The sequence below is a fragment of the Pseudomonas sp. SDO5532_S415 genome, assembly GCF_054071155.1.
The window spans coordinates 1-14,725 of the sequence record NZ_JBSVWS010000153.1; the positions used below are offsets into that span (position 1 = coordinate 1).

A 14,725-nucleotide genomic window follows, 5' to 3' on the forward strand; every position below is an offset into this window, starting at 1 on the left:
GGGATTTGTGAACGACACAGATCCCGTGTGGGAGCGAGCCTGCTCGCGAAGACGGCATCAGCCGCAATGAAGATTCAGAACCTTGAGCCGGGCTTCGAAAGAAACGCCAACTCCTCAGCCGTAGACTCCCGCCCCAACACCGCATTGCGGTGCGGAAACCGCCCAAACTGCGCGATCACTTTCTGATGTTGCTCGGCGTAATCCAGATAATCGGCAAACAACGCCCGGTCGCTTTCCGGCTGTTGCGCCAGCAAATCGAGATAACGAGAAACGGCTTCGTTCTGCACCGCGAGATTTTCGCAGTGCTCGAACACCAGGTAGATAAACACCCGTTGAATCGGTAACAACTGGCGATCGAAATCCGCCGCAATGCCCTGCGCCACCAGTGCCTGGGCCCGGGCATCACCGGAATAAGTCTTGGGAGAATCGCGAAAGATCATTCGCGGCAGTTGATCGAGCAACAACACCAGAGCCAGCCAACCTTCGGGGCGTTGCGCCCACTCGGTCAAACCGCCGGCCAGTGCCTGCTCGACCTGGTCCCCGAAACGCTCACGCGCTTCGAGGTCCTGGCTGTCACGCTTGCCGAACCACAACTTGCCCTTCTGCGCCGCCACTTCCTTCGATGATTCAGAGTTTCCGAACCACCATTCGAGCAACGGCTGCCAGGGCGCGGTCATGGTTTATTCCTTGTGGTAGGCCGTGACGCGTGCAACTTCTTCTTTCGAGCCGAGGAACACCGCCACGCGCTGGTGCAGACCTTCAGGCTGGATGTCGAGGATGCGCTGGCGGCCGTCAGTGGAAGCACCGCCCGCTTGTTCCACGAGGAACGACATCGGGTTGGCTTCGTACATCAGGCGCAGTTTGCCCGGCTTGGACGGCTCGCGGCTGTCGCGCGGGTACATGAACAGACCGCCACGGGTCAGGATGCGGTGCACGTCCGCGACCATCGCGGCCACCCAGCGCATGTTGTAGTTCTTTTTCAGCGGGCCTTCGTCACCTGCCAGCAGTTCGCTGACATAACGTTGTACAGGCGCTTCCCAGTGACGCTGGTTGGACGCGTTGATCGCGAACTCCTGGGTGGTTTCAGGAATGGTGATGTCTTCGTGGGTCAGGACGAAACTGCCCATTTCACGGTCCAGGGTGAAGCCTTTCACACCATCGCCCAGGGTCAGCACCAACATGGTCTGAGGGCCGTAGATGGCATAACCGGCGGCAACCTGCTGGGTGCCTGGCTGCAGGAAGGCCTTTTCATTCAGCGCTTCGTTCTGGCTCAGGTATTCATTCGGGCAACGCAGCACCGAGAAGATCGTGCCGACCGGGGCGTTGATATCGATGTTCGACGAACCGTCCAGTGGGTCAAATACCAGCAGGTACGCGCCCTTCGGGTATTTGCCCGGGATCTGGTAAGCGTTGTCCATTTCTTCGGACGCCATGCCAGCCAGGTGACCGCCCCACTCGTTGGCTTCGAGCAGGATTTCGTTGGAGAGTACGTCGAGTTTCTTCTGCACTTCGCCTTGGACGTTTTCAGTGCCCATGCTGCCCAGAACACCGCCCAGGGCGCCTTTGGAAACGGCGTGGCTGATCTCCTTGCAAGCACGCGCCACCACTTCGATCAGGAAGCGCAGATCGGCAGGTGTGTTGTTGCTGCGGGTCTGCTCAATCAAATAGCGACTCAAGGTAACGCGGGACATGGAAGGCTCCGGAGGAATGGGGGGCTTAAAAACCCGCGCAGTTTAGCGCGAGTCGGGGCGCATTTCCTCCTATCAGACGTGATCGGTCGAAGAGAGTTCATGCGCGGGGTTCAGCGTAGATGGAAATGGGCGAGATGGGGGCCAAAGAATAGCGGCCATTTCAGCGTCTTTGTCGACTGATCGATCGCATTCGCGAGCAGGCTCGCTCCCACATGGGGATTTGCATTGTGTTTCAGAGGACAGGAAGGGTCTTGTCCTTGATCACCTTGGTCGGCCCGTTGGCCTTCACACTGGCTATGCCCTTTTCCATGGCCGCCGCCGAAGCATAGGACTCGCTGCTGCCGATGATTTCGTGGTTAGCGGCCTTGAGGTTGAAGTAGGGATGGCCATCCTTGGTGGTTTTTTTCTCGTAGCGCTCATCCAGCGGGCTGTTGGCCTGGACCGATGCGATACCTTTATCGGCCGCGGCGCGGGTGGTGTACAGCTCACTGGTCAGAATGGTTTCGGCGTTCGCCGCCTTCAGCACAAACCTGAACTGACCGCTGCTGCTTTTACTCACTTCGTACCATCCGGACATGCTCTTTCTCCTTGGCGAATGAGAGGTTGCGCGCTTCAGAGTAAAGACCAGCCCGGGATTTTTGTCGCCTGTACCGGCCCCTTCGCGAGCAGGCTCGCTCCCACATTGAAATTGCGTACACCGATCCATTGTGGGAGCGAGCCTGCTCGCGAAAGGGCCGCCAAGGTCACCCTACTTCCCCAATGTCCGCACTATCGAAAGCTCAGGCACCTGACCCCGCCGCTGACTCAGATACCGCGTACAACTGACCCGCAAAAACGAAGCGAAATTCACCACCTCGCCGCGGTAGTCCATCACCTCTTCATACAGCTTGGCGATCAACTGATTGGTGGTCATGCCATCGACCTCGGCGATTTCGCTGAGGATGTCCCAGAACTGGTTCTCCAGCCGCAGGGTGGTGACGACCCCGCAGATACGCAGCGAGCGGGAGCGCGATTCGTAGAGAATCGGGTCGGCTTTGACGTAGAGCTCGCACATGGACAGGTTCCTCGTTACAGCGTGATTTTCGTGCCCAGTAACCCGAGGAAACCCGCGAGCCAGTTCGGGTGGGCAGGCCAGGCCGGCGCCGTGGCCAGATTGCCTTGAACATGACCGTCCGTCACCGGAATATCGATAAACGTCCCGCCAGCCAGGCGTACTTCCGGTGCACAGGCCGGGTAGGCGCTGCACTCGCGCCCTTCGAGAACCCCTGCCGCCGCCAGCAGTTGCGCACCGTGGCACACGGCAGCGATCGGCTTGCCAGCCTTGTCGAAATCCCGCACCAGCTCCAGGACTTTTTCGTTCAGGCGCAGGTACTCCGGCGCACGACCGCCGGGTATCAGCACGGCGTCGTAGTCCGCAGCCTTGACCTTGGCAAAATCGAAATTGAGGGCAAACAGGTGTCCGGGTTTTTCACTGTAGGTCTGGTCGCCTTCAAAGTCGTGAATGGCCGTGCGTACGGTCTGGCCGGCGGCCTTGTCCGGGCAAGCGGCATGCACGGTATGGCCGACCATCAACAGGGCCTGGAACGGCACCATCACTTCATAGTCTTCGACGTAATCGCCGACCAGCATCAGAATTTTTTTAGCCGCCATGGGGAGGACTCCTCTGGAAAATGCGTGGGCATGCAGGAGTATTCAAGGTAGTCCTTATCCGATGAGTCGGGTAACAACCGGCTACTACCTGACGGACCGCGTAATCGTTCATCGCGGGCAAGCCACGCTCCCACAGGTCCTGTGTCGTTCTTGTGGCCAATGCGATACCTGTGGGAGCGGGCTTGCCCGCGATGGCGTCCTTGAACTGTACGGATAACTCCGCGTCTATCTGTAGCAGCGTGAAACCGACAGTTTATGGCTAGATGTAGGCACTTCCCCTCACCCAGGATTCTGGTTGCCATCATGTCCTCCCGCGAAAACACCGGCATGGCCCTGGGCTTGCTCGGCGTCGTCATTTTCAGCCTCACCCTGCCCTTCACACGGATCGTCGTGCAGGAACTTCATCCGCTGCTCAATGGCCTGGGTCGTGCGTTGTTCGCGGCGGTGCCTGCGGCAGTGCTGTTGCTGTGGCACCGTGAAAAATGGCCGACCTGGAAACAGGTCAAAGGCCTGATGCTGGTGTCGGCCGGGGTGATTCTCGGCTTTCCGGTGTTGTCGGCCTGGGCGATGCAGACCTTGCCGGCGTCCCATGGCGCACTGGTCAATGGCCTGCAACCGCTGTGCGTGGCGCTGTACGCCGCGTGGCTGTCCCATGAACGTCCGTCGAAAGCCTTCTGGGCCTGCGCAGCGCTGGGCAGTGCGCTGGTGCTCGGCTATGCATTGATCAGCGGTGCCGGCAGCATTCAGGCCGGTGACTTGCTGATGCTCGGGGCTATCGCGGTGGGTGGTCTGGGCTATGCCGAAGGCGGCCGGTTGGCCAAGGAGATGGGCGGCTGGCAGGTAATCTGTTGGGCATTGGTACTGTCGACACCGCTGCTGATCGGTCCGGTGGTCTATCTGGCGCTGCAACACCAGGGCGAAATTTCGAGCAAGACCTGGTGGGCCTTCGGTTACGTCTCGCTGTTTTCGCAGTTCATCGGTTTCTTCGCCTGGTATGCCGGGCTGGCCATGGGCGGCATTGCCCGGGTCAGTCAGATCCAGTTGCTGCAGATCTTCTTCACCATCGCTTTTTCAGCGTTGTTTTTCGGCGAACATGTGGAGCCGATTACCTGGTTGTTTGCGGCCGGGGTGATTGTGACCGTGATGCTGGGTCGCAAGACGGCGATCAAACCCCATGTGGGAGCGAGCCTGCTCGCGAAAGGGCCGTGACAGTCAACATCGCAGTTGACTGTCAGTCCGCCTTCGTCGGAACGCCGCCCGGAGCCGACTCGCTCCCACAGGGTCAGAGGTAGCCGTCGGCCCGCAGCAAGGTTTCCAGGCAATGTTCAGTGATGTGATAGAAATCCTTCAGTTCCTGGATTTTCGCCAACAGCTGAGCCGGGGCAACCGGTTCGGCGCGTTTGACCGCCAGAATCATCTTGTTCTTGTTGGTGTGGTCCAGTGAGATGAACTCGAACACCTTGGTTTCATAGCCGCAAGCCTCGAGGAACAGCGCACGCAAGCTGTCGGTGACCATTTCCGCCTGCTGGCCCAGGTGCAAGCCGTATTGCAGCATGGGCTTGAGCAGCGCCGGGCTCTGGATTTGCAGGCGTATCTGCTTGTGGCAGCACGGCGAACACATGATGATCGACGCCCCGGAACGGATGCCGGTATGAATTGCGTAGTCGGTGGCGATGTCACAGGCGTGCAGCGCGATCATCACGTCCAGCTCGCTCGGCGCCACACTGCGCACGTCACCGCACTTGAACACCAGCCCGGGATGCTCAAGCTTGGCCGCCGCAGCGTTGCACAGGGTGACCATGTCTTCACGCAACTCGACACCCGTCACTTCGCCTTCGGCCTTCAAGGTATTGCGCAAGTAGTCGTGGATGGCGAAGGTCAGGTAGCCCTTGCCCGATCCGAAGTCCGCCACTCGCACCGGTTTGTCCAGGGCCAGCGGCGAGGACGTCAGCGCATGGCTGAAGACTTCGATGAACTTGTTGATCTGCTTCCACTTGCGCGACATCGCCGGAATCAGTTCATGCTGCTTGTTGGTCACGCCAAGGTCGGCGAGAAACGGTCGACTCAGGTCGAGAAAACGGTTTTTTTCGCGGTTGTGCTCGGCAGACGGTACTTCGCGCAATTGCTGGGGTTTGCTTTTGAACAGCGAACTCTTGCCCTTTTTGCTGTATTCAAGCTGGGCTTCGTCAGTCAGCGACAACAAGTGCGCATTTTTGAACGCTGCCGGTAAAAGATCGGCAATGGTCGCGACGCTTTCGGCCAGAGGCAGGTTCTTGGTGATGTCTCGGGTCTTGTAGCGATAGACGAAGGACAGGCAAGGCTGCGACTTGACCGTCACCGGTTTGATGATGATCCGCTGCAGGTCCGTTTCATCGCCAACATACTTGGCCAGCACCAGTTTGATGAAGGCATTTTCATCGAGGCTGGTTTGCAGCAGGTCGATGAATTGGGCGTGATGATCCGGCGCGAGGCGGGCGGGAGTAGCGGTGACAGACATGGAAAAACGGCCTCGGGCGGTGCGAGTCGGGGAATGCCCGGTATTTTAGGGCGGACGAGGCGTTTGGGCACGGAGTTATTTTGTGGCAGGTCCTGGTCAGGCAGCCCAAGACCTGAATAAACCCATTGGAATCTAGGGCTCCACCAGCCGAAGTTTACGATTGGTCGGCGAGTTGATGATGTATTTGACAATCAACCCTACCGGTACTGCCCAAGTCAGGCCGTTGGCCGGATCGGTGACCACAGCGACGGTTTCGGAACTCGCGGCGATATCCAGACGCCGACGATCATTGGTGGATTTGATTAATCCGTAGGCATGGCTGACCAACTTCTCTGCCAGGTGCATCGGCACATCGATACCTTGCAGATGTTTGACGGCACGACAGAACAGCACCTGGTCATCGCTCAATCCATCGCTTTCATGACGGGCCAGGAACGCCTGGGCGATGGCCAACAGTTCCTCGTTCACTTCTCCATTCTCATCAATGCCCTCCATGCCTACGACTCCAGTTGTGTTTCCGTCGACGTGGCACTTTTGGCAACAGGCCTGGCATCGCGACGCAAGTCGGGGCTGGCGCTCGGCAAACGTACGGAGGGATTGGGCATTCCACTGGGCGACAGTTCGTGGGTCATTTCGAACTCGGCCCGAACCGACCAGCCACAAGCCTCGGAAGTACATTGCAAATAGGCCACCCGCAGAAAAATATGACGGCCCTCGCTGGTGCGGATGCGCATCTTGCTCAGGCAGTGAGGACACACCATTTTGTAAGTGCTCATGCTTGTTTCCCGGCGGTCATCTGGTGGTAATCGACTTGATCAGACGCAATACTGTTTGGCGCGTTGATCGCTGCGGTCCGCCCTTGCGAAAAACGTCTGCCGGACAAAAGGAAATGCAACGGGCAGCCGCGTAATGGGTTAGAGCCAAGCTCGTAGGAAATCACCCTGATACCATTAGGAAGTTTCGACATCGTATTCTTCTGATTCGTAGTTGATGATTGATTACTTACAAAAAAATAAGTACTCATTGCGCATACGCTAAGCACTCAAAAAGCATATGTCAAAGGGAAGAGGCTCAAATTGCGTAGCAAAAAATCACAAGCTGTCCTGGCTCGCCTGAAGCAAATCACCGGCACTAAAACCGATGCATCATTGTCTTCCGCGCTGCAGATCAGCCCGCAAACCCTTAGCAGCTGGAAAGGTCGCGACAGCACGCCATACTCATTATGCGTAGACATAGCGCAAACACGAGGCATCTCTCTTGATTGGTTACTGCTCGGTGAAGGTCCGATTTTGCGGCAGGCACCCAGCAACCCCGTCGAGGGCTCTCAAGAAAGTACGGCCCGGGAAAACACAATTCTCGCGTTGTGGCGATTGCTGGACGAAGAGGATCGCTGTGCCATACAAAACGCGCTGGAGGAAAAGAGACGCCTGCGTGACATGGAACTCAAACTGTCTGAAATGGCCACCCTTCTCTCGTCACTCGAACGAAATTTGAAGTCATAGCCATCCAACGTTCATCACTGCCCATCACCCGCGCCCTCTGAAGTGACGGATGATTTCGCCAAGACCGGCACCATCGATCCATTGCATGACCTTGATACTGATGGGAATGACGATCAGCGCGCAGAAAAATGCCGTCACCCCCGCTGTCAGGAACGGGGTCATCTGCAGTGCGACCGGGGTAAATAGATAGCCGACGCCCGCCGACAGCAACCAGGAGCCGATTCGCTGCCAGGCTTTGAAGTTGATGCGGGTGGTGGTGACCAGCCAGGCACCCAGCGACGCACCGAACAGCGCCTCGCCATCAATCGCAGGCAGTGTCGCGACACCCAATCCCAACAGGAGCCCACTGATACTGTTGTAGACCGAATCAGTCAGATTCATGGGCACCTCTCTCACCAGTCTCATCAATCCTGATGACTCCCGATTCAATGGCTTTGAGCAACGCGGCGCTACGGGAACTGACGGCGAACTTGCGGCGGATATTGGAGAAATGAAAGTTGACCGTGGCTTCCGAGCAATTCTGAATCCGGGCAATCTCCCAGGATGTCTTGCCTTTGAAGCACCACATTAAGGTTTGCTTCTCTTTCGCGGTCAGCCGCGCTGGCGGGGCGTTCCCACCGCCATCGGGTGCAGCCCCCGCAATAGAGTCGAGCGATTGATGCGTTGACATAAGAACTCCCTCTACGTCAGAACGCCCGTGGCAGGGCGCTTGCTGTTGGAGGGATGTTGAAGTCAAGCCTGGCGCCGGACAACACGCGGCAGTTGTACCGTGGAGCGCTACAAACTCTCTGGAGCAACGTTGCGGGTCAGGGCTTAACCGAGCACCACCAAACGATTGGGCAGCTCGTTACGTACGTGCGTCACAGGAACGTGCACCTTGAGCAACTCGCCGCACGCCTCGATGCAACTGACAAAGCCCTGCAACGTCTGCCCTTGCCGCACTTGCTGCGTGAACGCGGCAACAATCGCGTCCCAGTTCTTGTTGTCCAGCCGACTGGAGATCCCCTCGTCCACCAGGATTTCCACATAACGCTCGGCCTCGGAGACGAAAATCAACATGCCGGTGCTGCCCACGGTGTGGTGCAGGTTTTGTTCCAGGAACTGCCGACGCGCCAGGTTCGAGGCGCGCCAGTGACGCACCGAACGCGGGATCAGGCGGGTGGTGATTTTCGGTACCCGGAACACCAGGCACAGGATGATGAAGGTGACCCATTGCACCAGCAACAAGCTGTGCATGGTCAACCAGCCTGTCAGGTAATGCACGATACCCGGCACCACCAGCGCCAGCAGGCTGGCCCAGAGCAGCGGGATGTACGCATAGTCGTCGGCGCGGGCCGCGAGTACGGTCACCAGCTCCGCATCGGTGTCACGCTCGACCCGGGCAATCGCCTCGGCGACTTTGCGTTGTTCGTGTTCCGTCAGTAATGCCATGTCTTGAAATGCCCGATCATTATTGTTTTATTCACCAGCCGCCCGACGAACCACCGCCCCCGAAACTGCCCCCGCCGCCACTGAAGCCTCCGCCTCCGCCGCCGCCAAAACCGCCACCGCCGAAACCGCCTGAGCCGCCAGAACCGCCGCGGCCGGCGGGAAGGATACCGAGCATCTGGCCTACAAAAAAAGTGAGGATGAACAACAACACCAAAAACACGAACAGCCCCGGATGCCGCGAAACGAAATCGTCTTGCGGGTCACCGCTGGATTCATACACCGTCGACGGTTCGTCCAGCGGGTTCCCGCCCAGCACCACCAGCATCGCCGCCACGCCGTCGCTGATGCCTTTGCTGAAATTGCCGGCCTTGAACGCCGGGGTGATGACCTGATTAATGATCACCGAACTCTGCGCATCGGTCAGGCGCTCTTCCAGGCCATAGCCGACTTCGATGCGCAGTTTGCGCTCATCACGGGCGACGATCAGCAAGGCACCGTTGTTTTTGTCTTTCTGACCGATGCCCCAGTAGCGGCCCAGTTGATAACCGAAGTCGGCAATGTCGGTGCCCTGCAAGTCCGGCAAGGTCACCACTACCAGCTGTTCACCGGTGACTTTCTCATGGGCCTGAAGCTGTTGCGTCAGCTGGTCGCGCACCGATGGCTCGATCATCCGGGCGTTGTCCACCACCCGCCCGGTGAGCTCCGGAAACTTCAATTCGGCCTGGGCCGCCAGGGTAAACACCCACAGCAACAGCACCAGGCCCGCTTTCAACACGCGCATGGGCAACCTCAAAATTTGACTTCAGGCGGCTTCTCCGAACCCGGCGTAGCCTCGAAGGTCTCGCGAACCGGCAGGTTGCTGTACATCACGCTGTGCCACAGGCGACCAGGGAACGTGCGGATCTCGGTGTTGTACTTCTGCACCGCCAGGATGAAATCACGCCGCGCCACGCTGATGCGGTTTTCGGTGCCTTCAAGCTGAGATTGCAGGGCCAGGAAGTTTTGATTGGCCTTCAGATCCGGATAGCGCTCGGATACCACCATCAGTCGGCTCAAGGCGCCGCTGAGTTGGTCCTGGGCCTGCTGGTACTGCTTGAGTTTCTCCGGGTTGTCCAACGTGGAGGCGTCGACCTGGATCGAGGTGGCCTTGGCCCGGGCCTCGATGACGGCAGTCAGGGTCTCTTTTTCATGGGCGGCGTAGCCCTTGACGGTTTCCACCAGGTTGGGGATCAGGTCGGCGCGGCGCTGATACTGGTTCTGCACCTGGCCCCAGGCGGCCTTGGCCTGCTCATCGAGGGTCGGGATATTGTTGATGCCGCAGGCGGTCAGCAACGTGGCCAACACCAGTAATGTGGCGATTTGCAGGTTCGACCGAGTGGCGAGTCGTACATTCATCAGAGTGATGCTCCCTTCACATTTCATGGAAAAAACAACCAACGACCCTCTCGGCCGGCTCTTGGGGCATAATCGGCCGCGCTACTGGATCGCATCGGGGCAATGGGCTAAAAAATGCCCTGCGCAAAAAAACACATCCGGACTTCGGCTGTCGTTTTTCAATCAGCCCTCGAACAACAATAGACGCTCCCTAAATTTTGGCTGACCGGCGTATAGATCGCCGTTTGGGCCCTTGAGAAAACAATTCATGAAGAAGCTGTGTTTGCTGGGCCTGTTCGTCAGCCTGGCCAGTCATAACGTATTGGCCGCCACGACGCCCGCACCTCTGGAAAACAAGGACGCCTTCGTCAGCAACCTGATGAAGCAAATGACCCTCGATGAAAAAATCGGCCAGTTGCGCCTGATCAGCATCGGCCCGGAAATGCCCCGGGAGCTGATCCGCAAGGAAATCGCAGCCGGCAACATCGGCGGTACGTTCAACTCGATCACCCGTCCGGAAAACCGTCCGATGCAGGACGCGGCCATGCGCAGCCGGTTGAAGATCCCGATGTTCTTCGCTTACGACGTGATCCACGGCCACCGCACCATTTTCCCGATCCCGCTGGCCCTGGCGTCGAGCTGGGACATGGACGCCATTGGCCTGTCCGGGCGCATTGCCGCCAAGGAAGCCGCGGCGGACAGCCTCGACATCACCTTCGCGCCGATGGTCGACATTTCCCGCGACCCGCGTTGGGGCCGGACCTCCGAAGGCTTCGGTGAAGACACCTACCTGGTGTCGCGCATCGCCGGCGTGATGGTCAAGGCGTTCCAGGGTGTCGGCGCCAACGCCGCCGACAGCATCATGGCCAGCGTCAAGCACTTCGCCCTGTATGGCGCGGTCGAGGGTGGTCGCGACTACAACGTCGTCGACATGAGCCCGGTCAAGATGTACCAGGACTATTTGCCACCGTATCGCGCAGCGATTGACGCCGGTGCCGGCGGGGTGATGGTCGCGCTGAACTCGATCAACGGCGTACCGGCCACCGCCAACACCTGGCTGATGAACGACCTGTTGCGCAAGGAATGGGGCTTCAAGGGCCTGGCGGTCAGCGACCACGGGGCGATTTTCGAGCTGATCAAGCACGGCGTCGCCGCCGACGGTCGCGAAGCGGCGAAGCTGGCGATCAAGGCCGGCATCCACATGAGCATGAACGACACCTTGTACGGCAAGGAACTGCCGGGGCTGTTGAAGTCCGGCGAGATCCAGCAGAGCGACATCGACAACGCCGTGCGTGCGGTACTGGACGCCAAGTACGACATGGGCCTGTTCAAGGACCCGTACCTGCGCATCGGCAAGGCCGAGGATGATCCGGCCGACACCTATGCCGACAGTCGCCTGCACCGCGCCGAAGCCCGTGACGTGGCGCGTCGCAGCCTGGTGCTGCTGAAAAACCAGGGCGAAACCCTGCCGCTGAAGAAAACCGCGAAAATCGCCCTGGTCGGTCCGCTGGCCAAGGCGCCGATCGACATGATGGGCAGCTGGGCCGCCGCCGGTCGCCCTGCGCAATCGGTGACCCTGTTCGATGGCATGAGCAATGTCATCGGTGACAAATCGACGCTGATCTACGCCCGTGGCGCCAACATCACCAGCGACAAGAAAATCCTCGACTACCTGAACTTCCTCAACTTCGATGCGCCGGAAGTGGTCGATGACCCGCGTCCGGCCAACGTGTTGATCGACGAAGCGGTGAAAGCCGCCAAGGATGCCGACGTGGTGGTCGCCGCTGTGGGCGAATCCCGTGGCATGTCCCACGAATCGTCGAGCCGTACCGACCTGAACATCCCGGAAAACCAGCGCGCGCTGATCCGTGCCCTGAAAGCCACCGGCAAACCGCTGGTGCTGGTGCTGATGAACGGCCGTCCGCTGTCGATTCTCGAAGAGAACGAACAGGCTGACGCGATCCTGGAAACCTGGTTCAGCGGCACCGAGGGCGGCAACGCCATCGCCGACGTGCTGTTTGGCGACTACAACCCGTCGGGCAAACTGCCGATCACCTTCCCGCGTTCGGTGGGCCAGATTCCGACCTACTACAACCACCTGAGCATCGGCCGGCCATTCACCCCGGGCAAACCGGGCAACTACACCTCGCAGTATTTCGATGACACCACCGGTCCCCTGTACCCGTTCGGCTACGGCCTGAGCTACACCGACTTCAACCTGAGCAACATGGCCCTGTCATCGACCACGCTGAACAAGACCGGCAAGCTCGACGCCAGCGTCACCGTGAAGAACACCGGCAAGCGTGACGGCGAAACCGTGGTCCAGCTGTACATCCAGGACGTGACCGGCTCGATGATTCGTCCGCTCAAGGAACTGAAGAACTTCCAGAAAGTGATGCTCAAGGCCGGCGAACAGAAAGTCGTGCACTTCACCATCACCGAGGATGACCTGAAGTTCTACAACACCCAGCTCAAGTACGCCGCGGAGCCGGGCAAGTTCAACGTGCAGATCGGCCTGGATTCCAAGGACGTGACGCAGCAGAGCTTTGAATTGCTTTAACTCCTGACACACCGAAGTAACCCTGTGGGAGCGAGCCTGCTCGCGATGAGGCCATAACATTCAACATTTCTGTGGACTGTTACCCCGCCACCCGGAGCAGGCTCGCTCCCACAGTGGTTTGTGGTGTGGCGACTATCCCCGCCGATCCAGCAGATTCACCACCACCCGATCCACCCATCCCCACACCCGCTGCTTGACCCGTCGCCACAGCGGTCGGCGTTGCCATGCCTCCAGGCTGACTTCCTGGCTCAGGGCAAAGTCCCTTTCGAAACTCGCCGCCACCGCCCGGGTCAGTCCAGGGTCCAGGGCTTCAAGATTGGCTTCGAGGTTGAAGCGCAGATTCCAGTGATCGAAATTGCACGAACCGATGCTCACCCAATCATCGATCAGGACCATTTTCAGATGCAGGAAACACGGCTGGTACTCGAAAATCTGCACGCCGGACTTGAGCAGTCGCGGGTAGTAACGATGCCCGGCGTAGCGTACTGACGGGTGATCGGTGCGCGGTCCGGTCAGCAGCAGGCGTACGTCGACGCCACGGGAGGCCGCGCGGCGCAGGGAGCGACGGACTTTCCAGGTCGGCAGAAAGTACGGCGTGGCCAGCCAGATCCGCCGCTGGCCGCTGTTCAGCGCACGAATCAGCGATTGCAGGATGTCGCGGTGCTGGCGGGCGTCGGCATAGGCAACCCGGCCCATGCCCTCGCCCATGGACGGCACGCGGGGCAGACGTGGCAGGCCGAAATGCGCGGCAGGTTTCCAGGCGCGACGATGACGGTTGGCGATCCATTGGCGGTCGAACAGCAGCTGCCAGTCGATCACCAGCGGGCCAGTGATTTCCACCATCACTTCATGCCATTCGCTGACGTCTTCCCCCGGCGTCCAGAACTCATCGGTGACGCCGGTGCCACCGACCACGGCCATCGTTTGATCCACCAACAACAGCTTGCGGTGATCACGGTAGAAGTTGCCGAGCCAACGCCGCCAGCTCAGGCGATTGTAGAAACGCAGCTCGACCCCGGCAGCCATCAGGCGCTGGCGCAAGGTCAGGGTGAAGGCGAGGCTGCCGTAATCGTCGAACAGGCAACGCACCCGCACGCCGCGCTCGGCCGCCTGGACCAATGCCTGCACCATGGCCTCGGCGCAAGCGCCCGCCTCCACCAGGTACAGCTCCAGTTCGACCTGTTCTTCGGCCCGGGCAATCGCCACCAGCATGCGCGGGAAAAACTGCGGGCCGTCGATCAGCAGTTCGAAGTGATTGCCTTCACGCCAGGGAAAGATTGCGCCGGCCATGTCAGCGCGCCGTGAAGATCAGGACAGCGCCCACCGGCACCGACAGGCTGATGGCCGACAACCCGGAGACCTTGCGCAGGGTTTCCAGGCCGGGTGCCAGGTCGAAGTCTTCGGCATTGATCACCAACGGTTCCAGGGTCACCACCTGGAAACGCCGGTCATCGAGGCGCGTGGCCAGCAGTTCGGCGTTGTAGGTGTGTTGTTTGCCGTGCAAATCGACGGTCAGCGGCAGGCGCAGTTCCAGTTGTGCACCGGGGGCAAGGTCGTTGATCGGGCGCAAGTCGATTTGCGTGGTGATCAACGCTTCGGGAAAGGTCTGAATCTCGAACAAGTCCTTGCGCATGCGTTCGTCGCGCAATGGAATGCCGCTGTTGATCGAGTCGAGCTCGACTTCCACCTGCGCCAGGCCCTTGGGATCGACCTTGCCGTGCAGCACCAGAAAGCGCTGCACTTCGGAAACATTGGTGTTTTTGGTGCTGACGAACGACAGCCGCGAGGATTCGCCGTCCAGATACCAATTGGCCCGGGCAGACAGCGAAGCGCCGGCCAGCAGCAGGATGGCGAGGGTTTGGGTGACAGACCGCATGAACATAGAGACTCGTGGGGGGCAGATAAACCTGCACGAACCTTAACCGCCCCTGAGCAAGTTGCAAACCTGTAGGAGCGAGCTTGCTCGCGATGGTCGTTAACGATAACGCGGGGTTTCAGGGTAACCGCGGTACCCTAAGAC

Annotated in this window: 18 protein-coding genes; 3 read left to right on the forward strand and 15 right to left on the reverse strand. The window is 59.4% G+C overall.

Annotated elements, in window-relative coordinates; genetic code table 11:
* Positions 1 to 74: 74 nt before the first annotated feature.
* From ACW9HW_RS24230 to ACW9HW_RS24250, 5 genes are all read right to left on the reverse strand, one after another.
* Positions 75 to 677 carry a DUF924 family protein gene (locus ACW9HW_RS24230; protein ID WP_457401957.1) on the reverse strand — a complete coding sequence of 201 codons (603 nt, stop codon included), beginning with the start codon at positions 675 to 677 and terminating at the stop codon, positions 75 to 77.
* Between the two features lie 3 nt (positions 678 to 680).
* The gene (locus ACW9HW_RS24235) at positions 681 to 1,691 is read right to left on the reverse strand and encodes a class 1 fructose-bisphosphatase (protein ID WP_095192286.1); all 1,011 of its coding nucleotides are present in this window, start codon (positions 1,689 to 1,691) and stop codon (positions 681 to 683) included.
* A gap of 232 nt (positions 1,692 to 1,923) precedes the next feature.
* Complete coding sequence (locus ACW9HW_RS24240) at positions 1,924 to 2,268, reverse strand: YegP family protein (RefSeq protein ID WP_095195443.1); 345 nt, start codon at positions 2,266 to 2,268, stop codon at positions 1,924 to 1,926.
* A 171-nt stretch (positions 2,269 to 2,439) separates the two neighbouring features.
* Positions 2,440 to 2,745 (reverse strand): ribbon-helix-helix domain-containing protein, encoded by a 306-nt coding sequence (locus ACW9HW_RS24245; protein WP_095195442.1) that lies wholly within the window; start codon positions 2,743 to 2,745, stop codon positions 2,440 to 2,442.
* A gap of 14 nt (positions 2,746 to 2,759) precedes the next feature.
* The gene (locus ACW9HW_RS24250; RefSeq protein ID WP_457401958.1) at positions 2,760 to 3,341 is read right to left on the reverse strand and encodes a DJ-1/PfpI family protein; all 582 of its coding nucleotides are present in this window, start codon (positions 3,339 to 3,341) and stop codon (positions 2,760 to 2,762) included.
* Between the two features lie 303 nt (positions 3,342 to 3,644).
* Between ACW9HW_RS24250 and ACW9HW_RS24255 the strand changes: the two genes are divergently transcribed.
* The gene (locus ACW9HW_RS24255) at positions 3,645 to 4,550 is read left to right on the forward strand and encodes a DMT family transporter (RefSeq protein WP_095195440.1); all 906 of its coding nucleotides are present in this window, start codon (positions 3,645 to 3,647) and stop codon (positions 4,548 to 4,550) included.
* 73 nt (positions 4,551 to 4,623) lie between these two features.
* Here the strand turns inward: ACW9HW_RS24255 and ACW9HW_RS24260 are convergent, their stop codons facing one another.
* From ACW9HW_RS24260 to ACW9HW_RS24270, 3 genes are all read right to left on the reverse strand, one after another.
* Complete coding sequence (locus tag ACW9HW_RS24260; protein WP_457401959.1) at positions 4,624 to 5,838, reverse strand: class I SAM-dependent methyltransferase; 1,215 nt, start codon at positions 5,836 to 5,838, stop codon at positions 4,624 to 4,626.
* Positions 5,839 to 5,970: 132 nt separating this feature from the next.
* Positions 5,971 to 6,333 (reverse strand): hypothetical protein, encoded by a 363-nt coding sequence (locus ACW9HW_RS24265; protein WP_095195438.1) that lies wholly within the window; start codon positions 6,331 to 6,333, stop codon positions 5,971 to 5,973.
* Between the two features lie 2 nt (positions 6,334 to 6,335).
* Positions 6,336 to 6,614, reverse strand: coding sequence for an ogr/Delta-like zinc finger family protein (locus tag ACW9HW_RS24270; RefSeq protein WP_095195437.1), 279 nt, complete (start codon positions 6,612 to 6,614; stop codon positions 6,336 to 6,338).
* Between the two features lie 300 nt (positions 6,615 to 6,914).
* Between ACW9HW_RS24270 and ACW9HW_RS24275 the strand changes: the two genes are divergently transcribed.
* The gene (locus tag ACW9HW_RS24275) at positions 6,915 to 7,340 is read left to right on the forward strand and encodes a helix-turn-helix domain-containing protein (protein WP_095195436.1); all 426 of its coding nucleotides are present in this window, start codon (positions 6,915 to 6,917) and stop codon (positions 7,338 to 7,340) included.
* A 24-nt stretch (positions 7,341 to 7,364) separates the two neighbouring features.
* On the opposite strand, the gene ACW9HW_RS24280 is transcribed toward ACW9HW_RS24275, so the two are convergent.
* The 5 genes from ACW9HW_RS24280 to ACW9HW_RS24300 all read right to left on the reverse strand — a co-directional run bounded on the left by ACW9HW_RS24280 (position 7,365) and on the right by ACW9HW_RS24300 (position 10,166).
* Positions 7,365 to 7,721, reverse strand: a complete 357-nt coding sequence (locus ACW9HW_RS24280) for a putative holin (protein WP_095195435.1) — start codon at positions 7,719 to 7,721, stop codon at positions 7,365 to 7,367.
* The gene (locus ACW9HW_RS24285; RefSeq protein ID WP_095195434.1) at positions 7,708 to 8,010 is read right to left on the reverse strand and encodes a helix-turn-helix domain-containing protein; all 303 of its coding nucleotides are present in this window, start codon (positions 8,008 to 8,010) and stop codon (positions 7,708 to 7,710) included. Before ACW9HW_RS24285 ends, ACW9HW_RS24280 begins: the two co-directional genes overlap by 14 nt.
* A 143-nt stretch (positions 8,011 to 8,153) precedes the next feature.
* On the reverse strand, positions 8,154 to 8,771 hold the full coding sequence (locus ACW9HW_RS24290) for a TPM domain-containing protein (RefSeq protein ID WP_095195433.1): 618 nt from the start codon (positions 8,769 to 8,771) through the stop codon (positions 8,154 to 8,156).
* 31 nt (positions 8,772 to 8,802) lie between these two features.
* Complete coding sequence (locus tag ACW9HW_RS24295; RefSeq protein ID WP_457401960.1) at positions 8,803 to 9,552, reverse strand: TPM domain-containing protein; 750 nt, start codon at positions 9,550 to 9,552, stop codon at positions 8,803 to 8,805.
* Positions 9,553 to 9,560: 8 nt separating this feature from the next.
* Positions 9,561 to 10,166 carry a LemA family protein gene (locus ACW9HW_RS24300; protein ID WP_095195431.1) on the reverse strand — a complete coding sequence of 202 codons (606 nt, stop codon included), beginning with the start codon at positions 10,164 to 10,166 and terminating at the stop codon, positions 9,561 to 9,563.
* Between the two features lie 247 nt (positions 10,167 to 10,413).
* Here ACW9HW_RS24300 and bglX point away from each other — a divergent pair, with 247 nt between their 5' ends.
* Complete coding sequence (bglX, locus tag ACW9HW_RS24305; RefSeq protein WP_457401961.1) at positions 10,414 to 12,705, forward strand: beta-glucosidase BglX; 2,292 nt, start codon at positions 10,414 to 10,416, stop codon at positions 12,703 to 12,705.
* 132 nt (positions 12,706 to 12,837) lie between these two features.
* Here bglX and ACW9HW_RS24310 read toward each other — a convergent pair whose 3' ends face one another.
* Together ACW9HW_RS24310 and ACW9HW_RS24315 are read right to left on the reverse strand one after the other, a co-directional pair.
* Positions 12,838 to 13,995, reverse strand: coding sequence for a phospholipase D-like domain-containing protein (locus ACW9HW_RS24310; protein WP_095195429.1), 1,158 nt, complete (start codon positions 13,993 to 13,995; stop codon positions 12,838 to 12,840).
* 1 nt (position 13,996) lies between these two features.
* Entirely contained in the window at positions 13,997 to 14,587 is a 591-nt protein-coding gene (locus ACW9HW_RS24315) for a YceI family protein (protein ID WP_457401962.1), read from the reverse strand.
* Positions 14,588 to 14,725 lie beyond the last annotated feature (138 nt).

Bases quoted from the DNA above. Each gene is read 5' to 3' on its own strand.
- ACW9HW_RS24230 (WP_457401957.1), bottom strand. From the start codon at position 677: ATGACCGCGCCCTGGCAGCCGTTGCTCGAATGGTGGTTCGGAAACTCT.
- ACW9HW_RS24235 (WP_095192286.1), bottom strand. From the start codon at position 1,691: ATGTCCCGCGTTACCTTGAGTCGCTATTTGATTGAGCAGACCCGCAGC.
- ACW9HW_RS24240 (WP_095195443.1), bottom strand. From the start codon at position 2,268: ATGTCCGGATGGTACGAAGTGAGTAAAAGCAGCAGCGGTCAGTTCAGG.
- ACW9HW_RS24245 (WP_095195442.1), bottom strand. From the start codon at position 2,745: ATGTGCGAGCTCTACGTCAAAGCCGACCCGATTCTCTACGAATCGCGC.
- ACW9HW_RS24250 (WP_457401958.1), bottom strand. From the start codon at position 3,341: ATGGCGGCTAAAAAAATTCTGATGCTGGTCGGCGATTACGTCGAAGAC.
- ACW9HW_RS24255 (WP_095195440.1), top strand. From the start codon at position 3,645: ATGTCCTCCCGCGAAAACACCGGCATGGCCCTGGGCTTGCTCGGCGTC.
- ACW9HW_RS24260 (WP_457401959.1), bottom strand. From the start codon at position 5,838: ATGTCTGTCACCGCTACTCCCGCCCGCCTCGCGCCGGATCATCACGCC.
- ACW9HW_RS24265 (WP_095195438.1), bottom strand. From the start codon at position 6,333: ATGGAGGGCATTGATGAGAATGGAGAAGTGAACGAGGAACTGTTGGCC.
- ACW9HW_RS24270 (WP_095195437.1), bottom strand. From the start codon at position 6,614: ATGAGCACTTACAAAATGGTGTGTCCTCACTGCCTGAGCAAGATGCGC.
- ACW9HW_RS24280 (WP_095195435.1), bottom strand. From the start codon at position 7,721: ATGAATCTGACTGATTCGGTCTACAACAGTATCAGTGGGCTCCTGTTG.
- ACW9HW_RS24285 (WP_095195434.1), bottom strand. From the start codon at position 8,010: ATGTCAACGCATCAATCGCTCGACTCTATTGCGGGGGCTGCACCCGAT.
- ACW9HW_RS24290 (WP_095195433.1), bottom strand. From the start codon at position 8,771: ATGGCATTACTGACGGAACACGAACAACGCAAAGTCGCCGAGGCGATT.
- ACW9HW_RS24295 (WP_457401960.1), bottom strand. From the start codon at position 9,552: ATGCGCGTGTTGAAAGCGGGCCTGGTGCTGTTGCTGTGGGTGTTTACC.
- ACW9HW_RS24300 (WP_095195431.1), bottom strand. From the start codon at position 10,166: ATGAATGTACGACTCGCCACTCGGTCGAACCTGCAAATCGCCACATTA.
- bglX (WP_457401961.1), top strand. From the start codon at position 10,414: ATGAAGAAGCTGTGTTTGCTGGGCCTGTTCGTCAGCCTGGCCAGTCAT.
- ACW9HW_RS24310 (WP_095195429.1), bottom strand. From the start codon at position 13,995: ATGGCCGGCGCAATCTTTCCCTGGCGTGAAGGCAATCACTTCGAACTG.
- ACW9HW_RS24315 (WP_457401962.1), bottom strand. From the start codon at position 14,587: ATGTTCATGCGGTCTGTCACCCAAACCCTCGCCATCCTGCTGCTGGCC.